We start from the raw sequence: 16,143 nt of genomic DNA on the forward strand, positions 1-16,143 counted from the left end.
TGCTCACCACGATGCGTCCCGATCCCAACACCGGTTCTGTGCACGCCCCTTGGCGCTCACGCGCCTGCGGGGTGCCACGGCCGGCCGGCAGGTCCGCTGCCCGGCCGGGGCCCGGCCCCCCTCCGGCGTCCGCCTCGTTCACCGGCCGTACATCCAGGTTTTCCTCGACGGGGCCGATCACTGCCGTCACGATGGATCGCCGCGTCCGGCCGGGTCGCGGCCGAGCGGCCCCGAACGGCCCACCGGAGAGCGGGAGTAGCACGATGGGTGTTGTTCTGTTCTGCCTCGTCGTACCGGCGGTCTGCTGTGCGCTGTTCGGAGCCATCGGTGTCCATCTGCTTCGCGGCCACCGGGCCGTCCGGCGCCTGATCACCTCGGGTGTCCGCACCGAGGCGGTGTGCGAAGGCCTGTCGTGGCACGACGACGAGGTGTCGGTGCGGTTCTCCTACACGCTGCCCGACGGAACCACCCACGAGGCGGACTCCTACGCCACGGGGCACACGGGCATCGCGCCGCGTGACGGCGTCACCGCCGTCTACGACCCCGAGGCGCCCACCGTCGCCGAGTTGGAGGAGCACCTGGAATCCGCGCGGTCCGGGCGCTTCCGCGCGCTGGTCGTCCTGACTCCGGCACTCGCCTTCTTCGTCGTCTGGCTCGTCATCGGCATCGGGGTCGTGGCCTTCGCCTGACCCCCGCGGTCGCGGCCCGGCCCAGCACCCTGCCTCCGCGGCCGCGTTCGCGTTCGCGCTGCGGCTCCCACCACCGTCCGTCCGTCCCTTTCCCCGCCCTGTCCTTTCGAGGGGACGGGGCTTTCGTCGTCCGCCCGCACCTACCGGGAGGCACCATGCAGCCCACACAGTCCCCAGGCAGTCCCTCGTCCCCGTCGCCCGGCCCCTCCATCCCCGGCGGACAGAAGACGATCACCCAGAGCGAGTTCGACAAGTTCTTCGCGGACTTCAAGAAGAACCTGATGCACGACCTGGCGAAGAACGACATGCGTCTCGAAGCAGCGAACATGCAGGTCGCGAGCGGGAGCGCGCAGGCGGTGACCGCCAGCGGCCAGCTCCTCAAGATCGACCAGTCGCTCGTCAAGTGGGACGAGAAGGGTCTCACCATCGCCGGCAGGCAGATCAAGATCCCGGGTCTCAAGAATCTCGCCATGCACGACGTGGTCAACGCGAAGTTCGTCGCCGAGGAGAAGGCGAAGAAGGAGAAGGCGGACCAGGGCCTCAAGGAGCTGGCCGCCTCCGTGGCGGAGGCCGACACGAAGGCGCGGAAGGCCGAAACCGATGCCGACGCGGCCAAGTCCAGTGCGGACAAGGCCAGACGGAGTGCGGACACCGCGGCGAAGGGCGCCACCGGCGCGGAGGCCGGCGCGAAGAAGGCGGAGGCCGAGGCGAAGGTGGCGAAGCAACAGGCCGACGGAGCACGCCGGTTGCTGAACGAGGCGAACACGGCCGCCAAGGACGCGGCCGGCAGCGCCTCGAAGGCGAACACCCAGTTCGACGAGTTGCAGAAGCGGCTGAAGCATCTCGAAACGGAACTGGGGGTCTGACGAGCGCCACGAACGCCGCCACAAACGCCCACGAACACTCGAAGAATTGAGGGCCCATGAGTCTCGCGACGTCCCTGAAGCAGACCACCGCAGGTCTCAACAGATTCCGCACCGCGCTCGGTCAGGCCGCCTCCGGGGCCAACTCCCTGAAAACGGCGTCCGGTACGACCAGCACCGCGGTGAACAAGATCAAGACCAGCGCCACTTCGGTCGCGCCGGCGGTCAGCAAGGCCAAGAGCAGTTCCGACCAGCTGAGCGGCTCGCTCGGCAAGCTCCGTACCGCCTCCACGCAGGGTGGTTCCGGGCTCGACAAGATCAAGTCGACGGCGTCCAACGCCAACGGCGGTCTCGGCAAGGCCCACAGCGCCGCCGACAAGCTGAAGTCCACCTTCGACAAGCTCAAGGGCTCGGCCGGCGGACTCACCGGCGAGCTCCAGAACGTCAAGAAGCAGTCCGACGCGGTGGAGACCTCCGTCGGCAAGGCGGCGAAGAACGCCGAGACCGGGCACAAGTCCATGGGCAACCTGGGCAAGGGCCTCAAGAGCGCGTCCGTGGCCCAGAAGGGCCTCAACCTCGCCATGTCGTCGAACCCGTTCGGCCTCGTGATGACGTTGCTGGCGCCGCTCATCCTGCAGTTCGTCAACATGGACAAGGTCACCGCGCTGCTGCGCAAGGGCCTGGTCGTCGCCATGAAGAACATCGGATCCGCCGTCTCCGGCATGGTCCACATGGCGCTGCCGCTGTTCAAGGGCCTGGGCAACGGCCTGCTCGCCCCGATGACCGGCGTGGCCACCGCCCTGAACGCCCTGTTCGGAGTGCTCGCCGGCATCCACATCTCGATCCCCGGCTGGGTGCCGCACTTCGGCGGCAAGTCCTTCTCCTTCCCCAGCCTGCACGTGCCCGTCCCGCACCTCGCCGAGGGCGGTGTCGTCCGGGCCCGCAGCGGCGGCACGCTCGCGCTGCTCGGTGAGGCCGGGGAGAACGAGGCGGTCCTGCCGCTCTCCAAGCTCCAGGGAATGATGGGCCACGGCGGCGGGCTGCGCGCCCTCACCTCGGCCGTGGAGCAGCTCGCCGGCCGACCGGTGGTCATCCAGGTCGACGGCCAGGAGATCGCCCGCGCGGTCACCCTGGGGCAGCGTCAACTCGCGCGACGGTAGGCCCTGTTGGGCTCCGGCTTTCCCGAGCCCCGACCCCCGCACGCCGAACCCCCCGCACCCCCGAACCCCTGCACCCCCCGCACCGACGGACCGCCCACCGGGCGCCGTCGGCTTTTTCGTGCCCCTGCCGTAACGCCCCGCCCGCCGGGGCCCGCCACGGTCCCGCCACGCACAACCCACCACCCGCCCCACGGACTTACGGAGCCCCCATGGGAAACCTCTGGATCGGCCCGCCCGGTGCCATGACCGAGATCGACCAGGCGGCGAGGTCCTTCGACCGCGGCGCCGACCTCAACGTCACGGAGTTCAGGTCGCTCGGCGGCCGGATCACCGTCACCCGCAGCCAGGTCCCCGCCCGCCGTCTCAAGCTGGCCTGGGACCTGCTCGCCCCCGTCCACGCCCGCGCTCTCGACCGCATCGCCCGCCGGGTCGACGGGTCCACCACCGTCTACGTCGTCGACCCCGCCGCCGGCAACGTCCTGGGCGCCGCCCAGGCCGCCGGGCGCGGCGACGCGGGCGCCACCGGGATCACCGGCCTCGCCCAGTGGTTCCGGACGTCCGCCACCGGCACCGTCGCGGAGAGCACCACCGTGCCGGGCACCTACGTCTTCACGAGCGCCGACGCCACCTCCTCGGTGGCCTGGCGCAGCACCGGAACCACGTCGAACTTCCCGGTCTCGCCCGGTATTTCGGTGTCCTTCCGGGCGCCGACGGCGTTCGCCCCGCTCCCCACGTGCACCACCAACATCGACTTCAAGGACGCCACCGGCACCTACCTGTCGTCGGCCTTCGGCGCGGGTCCGCTGGCCTCGGGGACCGCGCCGGCGGGCGCGGCCTTCGCCACGCCGACCGCGAAGCCGGGCGCCGCCGGCACCTGGTCCCTGGCCGGCGCCTGCCTGACCTACGGCGGGACCGCCGCGGACGGTGTCCCCGGCGACGGGCTGCCGCCCATGTCGGTGACGGGATACACGGACAACCCGGGCCGCCCGCAGCCGTACCGGAGTTTCAGCATCGACTTGGTGGAGGTGTCCGGTGCAGCGGGCTGACGCGGCCACGGAAGCGTCCCTCGCCGCCGGCGAACGGGTCTTCGGCCACACCACTCGGCTCGGCGGCAGGGAACTCGGCGCGCAGGTGCAGTCCTGGCACCTCGAACGGTCCTACGCCACCGATCTGCCGCCCGCCATGCGGGCGTTCTCCGGATCGTCCTCCGCGCAGCTCGAACTGGAGCTGTCCGGCACGGGTGCCACCGGGGCGCCCGGCCTGTACGCGCCGTGGGCGCCGCGCTCCAGCGGCGACCTGGCCCGTCCGGGCCAGTCGGTGGTGCACCGCGGCGGCACCGGCGCGGGCAGCCTGCCCGCCTTCCGCGGCACGGTGCGCAGCCGTTCCGCGCAGGCCGGCACGGACACCGTGCAGGTCACCGCGCTGGACGGCGCGGAACGACTGCGCGGCCCGGCGCTGCTGCCGAAGCCGTACGCCGGGTTCCGGCTGGGCCGGCCGGTGGCCACCGCCACCTGGTGCGTCGACGAACTCCTGCGCCAGGCAGGGGTGTTGTCCAGTCCGCCGCCGCGCTACCCGGATTTCGTCGCGGGACAGCCGCTGACCCTCGTGCACGCCACGCTGCACGGCGGGTTCGCGACGCCCTTCGGCCAGCCGGAGACGCTGCCCGCCGCCGGTCAGTACACCTGGAGTCGGGACGGCGCGCCGCACGAGATGGCGCTCGTGCCGACGCAGACCGGCGTCGTCGCGACCTGGTTCCCGCGGTCCCGGGTCACCGTGCCGGGCAGCCGGCTGCTGGTGGAGGCGTGGGTCAACCCGGCACTCGGGGCGGGTGACACGGTCACCCTCGACCTCGTCCTCGACCGGACCGGCGGCGCCGTCGGCATCGTGCAGATGAAGGTCGACTTCGCCGCCGGGCGGGTCCAGGTCGGCTCGGGCGCCGAGAACGACGCCTGGGCGTACCTGATCTGGGACAACTGGAATCCGATCGGTCAGCTCAAGGGGCCGTGGCACATCGGATTCTTCGTGGACACCGTGAGCACCGGCACCAGCGTGCTGCCCACCATCCAGCCGCGGCTGACCGCGCCGGACGGCACCATCCTGATCGGGTCGCTCAGCACGTTCGCCAACGAGTACGGCAGGCAGGCCGCCGCGGAACTGCGCGAGGTCCGTCTGACCACCGACATGGCGGTCGAGGGACTCCAGCTCAACAGCGGCATGACCGCGATGCCCAACGAGGTCGTCTTCGCGCAGACCGGCACCTGGACCAAGGCCGTCGAACTCGACGACGCCATCCTCCCGTTGTACTCGATCCCGCAGGTCGGCGGTTCCCAGTGGGAAGCCGTCGGAGAGATCGCCAAGGCATCCATGTCCACCGCCGAGTTCGACGAACGGGGGATCTTCCGCTGGCGCAACCACACGCGGTTCGCGTCGGTGCCCACCACGCCCGTGCTCACCCTCACGTCGGTCCGCGAGATCGCGGCCCTCACCCTCACCGAGGAGATCGACGCCTGCCGCAACTACGTCGCTCAACCCGCCAAGATCTGGGAGGACTTCGGCGTCGAGCCCGGCACCACCTACACCGACACCGAGGTCCGTACGATCCCGGCGAGCGGCACGCTGACGGTGTCGTACGTGATGGCCGAGGAGGAGTTCGACGTCGGCCCGCCGGTCACCGACGACGACTCGGTGACGACGACCGGTTCGCAGGTCCGTTTCGCGACGACCAAGGCGGGAGCGACGGCGGTCAAGGGCGCCGTCGACGTGCTGACCCGGCGCGAGGACGGCTACCTGGTGGTGCGGTTCAGCAACCGCACCACGCAGACGCTGTACACGGCGACCAAGACGGGCACCCCGTCGGTCTACCTGGAGACGCTCAAGCCCACCGCCGATCCGGTGGAGCGCTCGGCCGTCACCTACGTGGCGGGCACCGCGAGCGAGCGGTACTACGGCCGCCAGGAGCAGACCGGCGAGTCCACGGACTGGATCCAGGACCTCACCTCCGCGCAGGGCATCGCGGACGCGCTCTACGCGGCCGGCGTCTACCCGGTGCCGGTCATCGGCGACGTCGAGGTGCTGTACGACCCGCGGGTGCAGCTCGGTGACGTGATCCGGCTGACGGACGGCAGCGGCACCCGGCTCGACACCCTGGCCTGGGTGATCGGCATCGACACCACGGCCACGGCCGACGGCGGCGTCCGACAGATCCTCACGCTGCGCGGCACCCAGCCGAACGGCACCCCGGCCGACAGCGGTCTCGTCCCCGACACGGCCGCCGACCCGGCCGTGGTGGCACGGGCGACCTTCGCCGCCGTCGCCGCCGCCTACCCCACCCTGTCCGCCCTCACCGCCTCCGGACACACCTGGGGCGAGATCCTGGAGCCGGGTCATGTCTGACACGACACACGACGACACCGACGACACCGACGGCGCCGCGGCCGCCGCGACCGGCTCGGGCACGGGTGACACCGGCTCCGACCCGGGTACCGACGCCGGCCCCGGCCCCGGCCCGGACGCCACCGTCACCCTGGACGACGCCCAGTTGGCCCGTCTCGCCGACGCCGTCGCCAGCGGTCTCGCGGAGTTGCTGACCGCCGGGACCTACCTCGCGGAACCGGTGAAGGTCGATGTCGAGGTGCCCGACCCGGCGACGACCGAACCCGAACCCGAGCCGGGGGAACCGGAGGTCGGGACCGCCCCGTCCGGGGTCGGCACATCCGAACCCGCCGACGGCACACCGGCCGGACCCACCGGCCCGGTGGTCGAGTAGGGGCACCGGAACGCACACGCGTTCCAGCACGACAACCTCCCGCCACCGCCTGCCACTTCCTCCCCTCCCGGCCCCGGGCCGCCGTGCGGCGCACCTCGCGCGCACGACGGCCCGGGGCCTTTCCGCGCCCCGCCCCCACCGGCCGGCATCACGCCCACCCGTCCCGCTTCCGCCGCCCCCCGTTCTCCGTCCGTCCCGCTCCCCCTCCGACTCCAGAGGAGTTCCCATGTCCACCACCACCCCCCTGTCGGCCGCCGCGTTCCACGCGCGTCTGGTCGGCGAAGGGGTCACCGTCACCACCCACGGCTCCTGGTCCACGCACAACCGCGACGCGGTCGGGGCCTGGGGCCCGGTCGAGGGCGTGATGCTGCACCACACCGCAGGGACGAACAGCGTGGCCCTGTGCCAGAACGGCCGTTCCGACCTGCCGGGCCCGCTGTGCGTGGGCGTCGTCGCCAAGGACGGCACCGTCCACCTGGTCGGCTACGGCAGGACCAACCACGCCGGCCTGGGCTCCCGGGCGGTGTACGACGCCGTGCGCACCGGCACCGCGCTGCCGGCGAGGCCCGGCGCGGACGCGGTCGACGGCAACACGCACTTCTACGGCTTCGAGATCGAGAACCTCGGCAACGGCCGCGACCCCTACCCGGAGGCGCAGCTCGCGGCGGTGGAGAAGGTCGCCACGGCCGTCTGCCGCGCGCACGGGTGGGGCGCGGCGCGGGTGATCGGCCACAAGGAGTGGACCACCCGGAAGGTCGACCCGAGCTTCTCGATGACATCCGTGCGCACCCGGGTCGCGGCCCGTCTGGCCGCCAAGTCCCCTGTCCCGTCGACGGGTTCACCGTCGGGCTCCGCCGTCCCGTACGAGCCGTTCCCGGGTGCGGCGTTCTTCGCGACCGGGCGGCGCAGTGCCGTGATCACGGCGATGGGCAAGCGGCTGGTCGCGGTGGGGTGCGGCCGGTACCAGGTCGGTCCCGGCCCGTCGTGGACGGAGGCCGACCGTGCGTCGTACGCCGCCTGGCAGCGCAAGCTCGGCTACTCCGGTTCGGACGCGGACGGCGTCCCGGGCGCCACGAGCTGGGCGAAACTGCACGTCCCGCGCGGGTGACCCCACCCCGCCCCGCCTCACCCACCATCAACCACCCGCCGTACGGCGGGCATCGAAGGAGTCACCGTGCAGGATCCAAGTCGCAGAGCGGTACGTACGACGATTCAGACGCTGGTGGCGGCAGTGGCGGTGCTTCCGTTGCTGGCCGGCACGCCCGGTCTCGCGGACCTCCCGGCCTTCACGGCACTCGTGGCGGCGGCGACCGCGCTGAGCCGTCTGATGTCGACACCGGCGGTCGAACGCCTGCTGCCGGCATGGCTGAGCGGCACGGTGTCCCCGGACACCCAGGCCGGCCCGGAGCAGTCGGCCGCGGAGGGAGGTGATGCCGATGACGGGCGATGACCACCAGGCAGGCGTGGCCATCGAGTTGGAGCGGCTGCGCCGCGCGGTGGACGTCGGTTTCGCGACGACCCGCGGCGACCTGGCGCTCCTTCTCCAGCGCGCCGACCAGACGGACAAGACCCTGGGCGACCACGAGGACCGACTCGACGCCCTGGAACGCACCCGCTGGCCGCTGCCGTCCCTGGCCGCGCTGACCTCGTGCACCGCCCTGGGGGTCGCCCTGTGGGAGGCGGCCGCCGGGCGGTGAGGGTGAGGGAGCCGCGAGGGCGGGCCTTGGGGGCGTCAACTCCCGGCCGGTGAAGCCGCGTTGCGCCGCTGCACGGGGGCGGCGCACCGGCCCCCGCCCCCGCGGGCCCGGACGGTTCACGCCCCGACCGGCTCCCGCCGCCCGCCCGGCGCCTTCGCACCGTCGCCGTCGCCGTCGCCGTCGCCGTCGCGCGTCCTGCCGCCGTCCGCCGTGCGCGACGCGAGGGAGACGAGGGCGCGGTCGTGCGGCCTGCTGAGCACCAGGACCGACAGCACCGCGCCGATCAGGCAGCAGAACATGTCCCACTGGGTGTCCCACACGTCGCCCTGGGTGGCCAGGAAGGCGTCGGCGGAGTGGCCGCCGACGAGGGCCGCCCACCATTCGATGAGTTCGAAGAAGGCGCTGAAGGCGAGGCACGCGCAGACGGTGATCGGGGCGAGCCAGCGGCTGCCGCGCAACGGCGAGGTCCTGACGAGGAGTTCGCGCACGAGCACGGCGGGCACGACGCCCTGCGTCAGGTGACCGAGCCGGTCGTAGGGGTTGCGCGACAGCCCGAAGGTGTCACGCACCCAGTCGCCGGCGGGGACCTCCGCGTAGGTCCAGTGGCCGCCGACGGCGAGCACCAGCGCGTGCAGCGCCAACAGCCAGCAGAGCAGCCCGGTGAGCGGGAAGCGCCGCCACACGAGGAGCACGAGCGGCACCCCGAGGATCACCCAGAACGTCTCCATCACCCAGGTGGTCCGGTCGGCCGGCCGCCATCCCGAGACGACCATGACCACCACCGTGAAGGAGAGCGCCAGCAGCGGCCCCCAGGGCCGTCCCGCCCGCCCGGTCCGCGTTCCCGCTCCCACGCCCGCACCCGTGCCGATGTCCATGCCGCCGCCCGCCGTCCCTGTCGCCGTCCGTGCCCGACCCCCGGACACCCACTGCGCACAGCCTGCGGCCGCGCCGGAGGGACCGGCATGAGTACACCTACTCAAGCCGGACGGGCGCGCTACCGGGGTACGCACGGCCCGGACGGACACGGGACCGGGCGCGGCCGGGGCTCCTGCCGTGCGTGTCACGGCGCCTTCCGCCGTTTGTCACGGGACTGTCCCGGGGCGGACGGGGCGCGAACAATGTCGGCGGGGGCCGCATCGGACCGGTCAGCAGCCCGACCGTTCGGGACTTCCGACCGCCCTGGAGCAACGATGCGTGCCCACAAGATCTCCGCCAAGGTCCCCGCTCTCGTCCTCACCGCCGTCGCCGCCGTCGTCTCGCTGACCGCCTGCGACCCGGGCACCGGCGTCAGCGTCAGCGCCTCGACCAACTCCGTTGACTCCAGCAGCAGCGCCTCCGGCTCCGCCACCCCCACGACCGGTGGCTCCGGCGGCTCCGGGGCCGGTTCGTCCACCGGCAGCGGCACGTCCGGGAGCGGCACGTCCGGGCAGGCCGGCGCGGCGAACACCGTCTGCCGGACCAAGGATCTCGTCGTGTCCGCCTCCGGCGGCATGGCCGAGGGCGAGATCCTCTTCAACTTCAAGAACACCGGCGGCGCCGCCTGCACCATGCACGGCTTCCCCGGGGTCGACCTGGGCGGCGACGACGGCATCGGCGTCAGCGCGGCCCGCAGCACCTCGGTCGCCGCCCCCGACGTCACCCTCGCGCCCGGCGAGGAGACCCGCGCCGCACTGCACTACAAGGAGAGCGACAGCGGCGACACGTTCACCCGCGTCACCATCACCCCGCCGAACGAGACCCAGTCCCGTGTCCTGGACCTGGGTGACCTCGCCGTCACCGTCCCCGACTCGGGCAACACCGCCCCGCCCGTCACGGTCGACCCGGTCGGCTCGGGCAAGTGACCACGGGATCGCGTCAACAGCGTTGCAGTGAGGGGTATGTGGGTCGCCCGGGAGAGGCGCCGACTGCCAGGATCCAGGTGATCCACCGCTTCCGGCCGTGCACTACCCGCGCTCGCGGCGCATCGCGGGCGACATCATCCTCGTCGAGGGCGTCCCGGAGGACTACGACCCCGCCGCCACCGCGAAGGCCGTGCGGGACGCCCTGTAGGGCGGGGCCGGGAGGCTGCCCGGCGCGGTGGTGGCATGATCCGTCCGCATGGAGTTCCGTGAGGTTCTGCGACGGCGGCGCATGGTCCGGCACTACTCCGACGAGCCGCTCGCTCCGGAAGTCGTCGAGCGGATCGTCGGCTCGGCCCTGCGGGCACCCTCCGCGGGGTACGCGCAGGGGTGGGCGTTCCTGGTGCTCACCGAACCGGCCGACCGGGCGCGGTTCTGGCGCGTCGCGCCGACGCGGGCCGAGCGGTCGCCGACCATGCCGAACGCCCCACTCGTCGTCGTGCCGCTCGCCCACAAGTCGGCCTACCTGGAACGCTACGCGGAGGCCGACAAGGGGTGGGAGGACCGTGCGGAGGCGCGCTGGCCGGCGCCGTACTGGTTCGTCGACACCGGGATGGCCTCGCTGTTGATGCTCCTGAGCGCGGTCGACGAAGGGCTCGGCGCCTGCTTCTTCGCCATCATGCCGAACGAACTCGGGCCTTTCCGGGCGGAGTTCGGGGTGCCCGACGAGTACGCGCCCGTCGGTGCGATCACTGTCGGACACCGGGCACCGGGTCTGCCGCCGCAGAGCGACCGGGTCCGCGACCGTCGCCGCGAACCCGACCAGGTCGTGCACGCCGGGCAGTGGGGCCGGCGCGGGTAGCCGCCTCCGCGCCTCACCCCGCCGTCCGTGCCGGTGTGCGGGGCGCGACGGGTGCGGTGCCGGCCCCCGTCAGACAGATGCCGTCTGCGGGTGCCGCTGTCGGGATCCCCGTGTCCACAGCGCCAGCGTCGCCGTCATCGTCAGGGACGCCGCCGCCGTCAGTGTCATCGCCGTTGCCGGGGACGTGAGTTGGGCCGTCGCGCCGGCCAGGGAGGCGCACGTGCCCTGGAGGGTCAGCATGCCCGCCGAGTGCAGTCCGAGGGCGTGGCCGTTCAGGCTGTCGGGGGTGAGGGCGATGAGCTGCTCCTGCTGGACCAGGCTCGCCCCGAAGCCGACCGACGCGACCGCCACGCAGCACGCGGCCACCGGCAGCGACGGACGCAGGGCGAACGCGAGGTACGGCGTCGCGAGCAGGGTCAGCAGAGGGGTGGCCAGGCGGCGGCGCAGGCGCGGCGGGAGCAGGCGTCCGACGGACAGGTCGCCCACGAACATGCCGAACGCCCCGCACGCGAACAGCACCCCCGCGGAGTGCGGCGCGTACGACACGTACAGGGACTCGCAGCCGACGACCAGGCCGTTCGGCACCCACAGCCCCAGGTAGACGCGCAGGCGTGAACCGTCGGAGAGAAGGAGGGAGTTGGCCTTCCAGGTGGCGGCGATCGTCGGGCGGCCCGCCGTGCGGGGCGGGCGGGGGGTCAGGCCCAGGCGGGCCAGCAGGCCGGCCGCGCAGAACAGGGCCGAGGAGAGCAGGAGGATGGTGCGCGGGGACAGGACCGCCAGCAGGGCGCCCGCCGTCGCGAACCCGGTGATCTGGAGCAGGCCGTTCATCATGTTGAAGGCCGAACGCCCCAGCAGATAGCCGTCCTTGGTGAGGATCTCGGTGAGCAGGCCCCAGCGCACCCCGCCCGCGGCGGCGGACACCAGGCCCTGGCCGAGAACCACCGCCAGCACCGCCCACACCGGGAGCCGGGGCAGCGCGAGGGCCGCCTGCCCCGCCCCGAAGGCGAGCGCGACCGCCGTGATGGTGGCGCGCGGCGGCAACCGGTCGGCGCCGGACAGGAAGAACGTCGCGCCCAGCACCTGGGCCAGCGCCGGGCCGAACATGCTGACCGAGGCGAGCAGCGGCGAGCCGGTGGTCCTGAACACCAGTGTTCCCAGGGCGAGTCCGCCGACCGTCTGGCCGGCGACGGACGCGCACGAGGAGAGGAACAGCGGGGTGAACTCGGGAGTGCGGAACAGGTCGCGGTAACGATGACTGCGCATGGCCGGAGTCTCGGGCGCGGCGGCGGCCGGTGGTTATTGTTTCGCGTCCGCGCGAAAACACCGCGGGACGGAACGGGGGGCACATGGGGTGGTGGGAGCTCGGCACCGAGACGCTCGCGCGCAGCCGTTTCGTGCTGTCGCCGCTCGCCGAGACGTTCGCGAGCGTGAAGCTGCTGCACCGGGGCACGGGCGCGCATCCCGGTGAGCGGGAGTGGCTGCGTGAGCACCTGCCCGGCTACCGGCGGCGCCTGGCGGCCGACCCGCTGACCGCCCTGCTGATGGTGTCCGGCATCGGCCGCGAGTGGACCGCCGACTTCCTGACGCCCGTGCCGCGCGACGGCGAGACGTTCGAGGCGGCCGTGGCCCGGGTGCGCGCGGCCCCGCCCGCGCTGGCCCGCGCCCAGCTCCGGGTGTCCCGCGCCGGCCCGCTGCCCGCCGCGCTGGAGCGCGACGACCTGCCCGACCGGGCCGCCGCGCTCCTGGAGGACGTCTGGGCCGACGCGGTACGCCCGTACTGGCCGCGCCGTCGGCACGTCCTGGAGGCGGACGTCGTCGCCCGTACCGCCCGGGTCGGACGGGACGGCTGGGCGACCGTCCTGGACACCCTGCGGCCCGGTACGCGCTGGCTCGGCGGGAACCGGTTCCAGATCAACCTGCGCCCGTACCCGCCGCGCGAACTCACCGACGCCGGGCTCCTTCTGGTGCCCGTCACGCCCCGCACCGGCTGGGTGGCGTGGGACACGCCCCACGCGGCCGACGGGACCCGGGACACCTGCGGCGCGCCGGACCGGCGCTCCGCCGCGTACGCCGTCGTCTACGCCTGCGACGGCGTCCTCGCCGACACGGGAACCCCGGGTGCGGGCGTGCCGGCCGCGCTCGGTGCGCTGCTCGGGTCCGCGCGGGCGGCGGTGCTGGTGCTGCTCGGGTCGCCGATGAGCACCAGCCAGCTGACCGCGGTGACGGGCCAGGGCCTCGGCTCGGTCGGACGGCATCTGCGGGTGCTGCTGGAGGCCGGGCTCGTGGACCGGCGACGGGCGGGCCGTTCGGTGCTGTACGCGCGCACGGAGGCGGGGGACGTTCTCGTGACGGCGGCGGCCTCGTGACCGCCCGTTCGACCGGCCGGTCTAGCATCCGCAGCATGACGAACACAGACAACGCAGGCAACAACGCCACGTCCCCCCTCGGCGTCGAGATCGGCACCCTCCAGGGCGGCTCCGCCGACCTCGCCCAGTACGCGGGTACGCCCGTACTCGTCGTCAACGTGGCGTCCAAGTGCGGGCTGACCCCGCAGTACGCCGGTCTCGAACGGCTTCAGGAGCAGTACGCGCCGCGCGGGTTCACCGTGCTCGGGGTGCCGTGCAACCAGTTCATGGGGCAGGAGCCGGGCAGCGCCGAGGAGATCGCCGAGTTCTGCTCGGCGACGTACGGCGTGACGTTCCCGATGACCGAGAAGGTCGACGTGAACGGTGACGGACGGCACGCCCTGTACGAGCGTCTGGTGGGCTTCGCCGACGGCGAGGGGCACAGCGGCGACATCCGGTGGAACTTCGAGAAGTTCCTGATCGGGCGGGACGGCACGGTCGTCGCCCGCTTCTCGCCGCAGACCGAGCCGGAGTCGGCCGAGGTCGTGGCGGCCGTCGAGGCCCAGCTGGCGGGCTGACCGCACCGGCCGGGGCCACCGGACCGGCCGGACCGGCGGAACGGGGCGGAACCGGGTCCCCCTGGTCGGGGGCCCGGCCCGCCCGCGCTCAGCGCAGTTCCTCCGGGCACGGGGTGCCGCGCGGCAGTTGGTACGGGGAGGCCAGGCGGTAGACGCCCGCGCGGGGCGCGACGAGCACCGTCCAGCGGTCGCCCGCGCCGTCCTTGTCCGTCTCCATCAGGCAGCCGTTGACGTTGTCGTACGTCTTGGGGCTGTCCTGGTCGGCGCGGTTCTTGGACTCCTCGGTCTCCTGGGGCTGCTTGACGCCCTTGCCCTCGGCGTCGACGAGACCCAGCCACGGCGAGTACGGCACGCGGATGAGGATGCGGCCCGGCTGCTTCACCTCGACGGTCAGCTCGCCCTGCTCAGCGCGGTCGACGGTGGCGGGCGGGTCGGCGAGCGGGGTCGGGTCGAGGACCTCGAAGAGCTGCCAACTGGCGTCGCCCCAGACCTGCTTGAGGTAGGGCATGCCCTTCTGGACCAGGGCGCGTTCGCGTTCGCCGCCGTCGCCGTCCGGCTCGTCCTTGGGCACCACCACGTAGTGCACCGCCCAACGCGACAGCCACTCACGGTAGTTGGCCGAGTTCAGGGTGTCGTCGTAGAAGAGGGGGTTGCGCTCCATGTCGGCCTGGCGGTTCCAGCCGCGGGCCAGGTTCACGTACGGGGCGAGCGCGGAGGCCTCGCGGTGCGAGCGGGCCGGGACCACCTCGACGCGGCCGCGTTCGGCGCCGACCTGCTGGAGTTCGTTGACGAGGGGCGCCAGTTCACGGGCCCAGGACGCGGTCGGGGTGGTGTGCACGACGTCGTCGACCGACTTGTAGCCGATCCAGCCCGTGAACAGCGCGAGGCCCAGGACGATCGTGTACCACTTGCGCGAGCGCGGCACGGTGAACGGCAGCGCGGCCACCAGCGCGACCCCGCCGAACAGCATCGCCATCCGCGTGATGTTGGAGCCGATCTGCGAGCTGATCAGCCAGACCATGAGCACGGACAGGCCGTACACGGCGGAGGTGATGCGGACCGTCTTCCAGTGCCGGGGCACCAGGAAGAGCACGAGCACCGAGTACAGCAGCGGCAGTATCACCGAGCCGATCTTCATCGGCTGGGTGCCCGAGAACGGGAACAGCCACGCCGAGACCGCGACGACGGCGGCGGGCGCCAGGCCGAGCGCCCACGCGCCCGGACGCCGCTTCTGGAGGAAGAGCGCGACCGCGATCAGCCCCACGTACAGGCCGGCCACCGGTGACGCCATGGTGGCGAGCGCGGCGAGGGGGGCCGCGCACAGAGCCTTCGCCCAGCGCTTGTAGCGCCAGCGGTGCGGCCAGCAGAAGACGACGGCGACGGCGCCCAGCGCGAACAGCGTGCCGAGGCCGAAGGTGACCCGGCCGGACGCGGCGTTGCACAGGAACGCGAAGACGCCGACGAGCGAGGCCCAGCCGACGTTGCGCACGGAGCGGCTGCGCAGCAGGACCAGGGTCAGCAGGCCCGCCGAGAACGTCCCGGCGATCATCATCGTCGTCCGTACGCCGAGCACCGACATCAGGTACGGCGAGACGACGCTGTACGACACCGGGTGCATGCCGCCGTACCAGGCGAGGTTGTACGCCGAGTCCGGGTGCTGGCCGACGAACTCGGCCCACGCGTCCTGCGCGGCGAGGTCGCCGCCACTGTTGGCGAACGTGAAGAACCACACGACGTGCAGCACGCCGGAGAGCGCCGTGACGGCGAGCACCGGATGCCGCGACACCTGCTCGCGGACGGCCGCCGCCACGACGGAGAACCGCGCGGCGAGTCCGGTGGGCGCGGGCGGACCGGCGGCCGGACCGCCGGGCACGTCGCCGCGCCGGCCGAGGGGCGGCTGGGCGTGGTCGGCGCCGGCGGGGTCCGCGGCGGACGCGGGCCGGGGCACCTCGGACGACGGTTCCCGGGCCGCCTCGGGCGCGGGCGCCGTGACGGCTTCTCCCACCGGCTCAGGAAGCGGGGTCGTCCTGGGCGCGGGCAGGCGTATTCGCGAGCCCGTTCCCCGACCCTGGTCGGCGTCGTCGGCGCGTGTCGGCTCCGCAGTGGTCACCTGAAGGCAACTCCCCGTGTCCCGTCTTCTGTTCTCGGCCGCGTCCGGTCTTGTTCACGGTCACGTACCGCGATGTTCGGCCGGGTCGTCCCGCGACCGGCGACCTGCCCGATTCGTGACGCTAGCACGCACCCCGCGGCCGAGGCCCGGGGCGGGGCGCCCCGACGGGGTGCGCGGATGCCCGTGTGGCGCGGACGGGGGCGCACTCGGGCCGGGCGTTCGCACTGTTCGGGCG

General features: G+C 73.0%; 16 protein-coding genes. 13 read left to right on the forward strand and 3 right to left on the reverse strand.

Going from position 1 to position 16,143, the window contains the following annotated elements:
- Nucleotides 1–263 precede the first annotated feature (263 nt).
- The 9 genes from ACFZA0_RS12750 to ACFZA0_RS12790 all read left to right on the forward strand — a co-directional run bounded on the left by ACFZA0_RS12750 (nt 264) and on the right by ACFZA0_RS12790 (nt 8,175).
- Nucleotides 264–689 (forward strand): DUF3592 domain-containing protein, encoded by a 426-nt coding sequence (locus ACFZA0_RS12750; RefSeq protein WP_391014781.1) that lies wholly within the window; start codon nt 264–266, stop codon nt 687–689.
- A 155-nt stretch (nt 690–844) separates the two neighbouring features.
- Complete coding sequence (locus tag ACFZA0_RS12755) at nt 845–1,555, forward strand: hypothetical protein (RefSeq protein ID WP_391014783.1); 711 nt, start codon at nt 845–847, stop codon at nt 1,553–1,555.
- Nucleotides 1,556–1,611: 56 nt separating this feature from the next.
- The gene (locus ACFZA0_RS12760) at nt 1,612–2,712 is read left to right on the forward strand and encodes a hypothetical protein (RefSeq protein WP_391014784.1); all 1,101 of its coding nucleotides are present in this window, start codon (nt 1,612–1,614) and stop codon (nt 2,710–2,712) included.
- Between the two features lie 209 nt (nt 2,713–2,921).
- Nucleotides 2,922–3,758 carry a hypothetical protein gene (locus ACFZA0_RS12765; protein WP_391014786.1) on the forward strand — a complete coding sequence of 279 codons (837 nt, stop codon included), beginning with the start codon at nt 2,922–2,924 and terminating at the stop codon, nt 3,756–3,758.
- A complete protein-coding gene (locus tag ACFZA0_RS12770) occupies nt 3,745–6,105 on the forward strand; it encodes a hypothetical protein (RefSeq protein WP_391014788.1) in 2,361 nt (786 codons plus the stop codon). Before ACFZA0_RS12765 ends, ACFZA0_RS12770 begins: the two co-directional genes overlap by 14 nt.
- Nucleotides 6,098–6,478 carry a hypothetical protein gene (locus tag ACFZA0_RS12775; protein WP_391014790.1) on the forward strand — a complete coding sequence of 127 codons (381 nt, stop codon included), beginning with the start codon at nt 6,098–6,100 and terminating at the stop codon, nt 6,476–6,478. Before ACFZA0_RS12770 ends, ACFZA0_RS12775 begins: the two co-directional genes overlap by 8 nt.
- Before the next feature lie 226 nt (nt 6,479–6,704).
- Nucleotides 6,705–7,586: a peptidoglycan-binding protein gene (locus tag ACFZA0_RS12780; RefSeq protein ID WP_391014792.1), complete on the forward strand. Its 882-nt coding sequence runs from the start codon at nt 6,705–6,707 to the stop codon at nt 7,584–7,586.
- A gap of 66 nt (nt 7,587–7,652) precedes the next feature.
- Nucleotides 7,653–7,928: a hypothetical protein gene (locus ACFZA0_RS12785; RefSeq protein WP_391014794.1), complete on the forward strand. Its 276-nt coding sequence runs from the start codon at nt 7,653–7,655 to the stop codon at nt 7,926–7,928.
- A complete protein-coding gene (locus ACFZA0_RS12790) occupies nt 7,915–8,175 on the forward strand; it encodes a hypothetical protein (RefSeq protein ID WP_391014796.1) in 261 nt (86 codons plus the stop codon). The genes ACFZA0_RS12785 and ACFZA0_RS12790 overlap by 14 nt, the downstream gene beginning before the upstream one ends.
- A gap of 116 nt (nt 8,176–8,291) precedes the next feature.
- Here ACFZA0_RS12790 and ACFZA0_RS12795 read toward each other — a convergent pair whose 3' ends face one another.
- On the reverse strand, nt 8,292–8,948 hold the full coding sequence (locus ACFZA0_RS12795) for a DUF2238 domain-containing protein (protein WP_391015354.1): 657 nt from the start codon (nt 8,946–8,948) through the stop codon (nt 8,292–8,294).
- Nucleotides 8,949–9,365: 417 nt separating this feature from the next.
- Between ACFZA0_RS12795 and ACFZA0_RS12800 the strand changes: the two genes are divergently transcribed.
- Together ACFZA0_RS12800 and ACFZA0_RS12805 are read left to right on the forward strand one after the other, a co-directional pair.
- Nucleotides 9,366–10,016, forward strand: coding sequence for a DUF4232 domain-containing protein (locus ACFZA0_RS12800; protein ID WP_391014798.1), 651 nt, complete (start codon nt 9,366–9,368; stop codon nt 10,014–10,016).
- Nucleotides 10,017–10,272: 256 nt separating this feature from the next.
- Nucleotides 10,273–10,875 (forward strand): nitroreductase family protein, encoded by a 603-nt coding sequence (locus ACFZA0_RS12805; protein WP_391014800.1) that lies wholly within the window; start codon nt 10,273–10,275, stop codon nt 10,873–10,875.
- Between the two features lie 69 nt (nt 10,876–10,944).
- Here ACFZA0_RS12805 and ACFZA0_RS12810 read toward each other — a convergent pair whose 3' ends face one another.
- Complete coding sequence (locus ACFZA0_RS12810) at nt 10,945–12,138, reverse strand: MFS transporter (RefSeq protein ID WP_391014802.1); 1,194 nt, start codon at nt 12,136–12,138, stop codon at nt 10,945–10,947.
- An 83-nt stretch (nt 12,139–12,221) separates the two neighbouring features.
- Here ACFZA0_RS12810 and ACFZA0_RS12815 point away from each other — a divergent pair, with 83 nt between their 5' ends.
- Nucleotides 12,222–13,241 carry a helix-turn-helix domain-containing protein gene (locus tag ACFZA0_RS12815; protein ID WP_391014804.1) on the forward strand — a complete coding sequence of 340 codons (1,020 nt, stop codon included), beginning with the start codon at nt 12,222–12,224 and terminating at the stop codon, nt 13,239–13,241.
- Between the two features lie 35 nt (nt 13,242–13,276).
- Entirely contained in the window at nt 13,277–13,798 is a 522-nt protein-coding gene (locus tag ACFZA0_RS12820; RefSeq protein ID WP_391014806.1) for a glutathione peroxidase, read from the forward strand.
- 88 nt (nt 13,799–13,886) lie between these two features.
- Here ACFZA0_RS12820 and ACFZA0_RS12825 read toward each other — a convergent pair whose 3' ends face one another.
- Complete coding sequence (locus ACFZA0_RS12825; protein ID WP_391014808.1) at nt 13,887–15,908, reverse strand: MFS transporter; 2,022 nt, start codon at nt 15,906–15,908, stop codon at nt 13,887–13,889.
- Nucleotides 15,909–16,143: the final 235 nt, after the last annotated feature.

Origin of the sequence: Streptomyces sp. NPDC008150 (assembly GCF_042956945.1) — a bacterium.
In the GTDB taxonomy this organism is placed as follows: domain Bacteria; phylum Actinomycetota; class Actinomycetes; order Streptomycetales; family Streptomycetaceae; genus Streptomyces.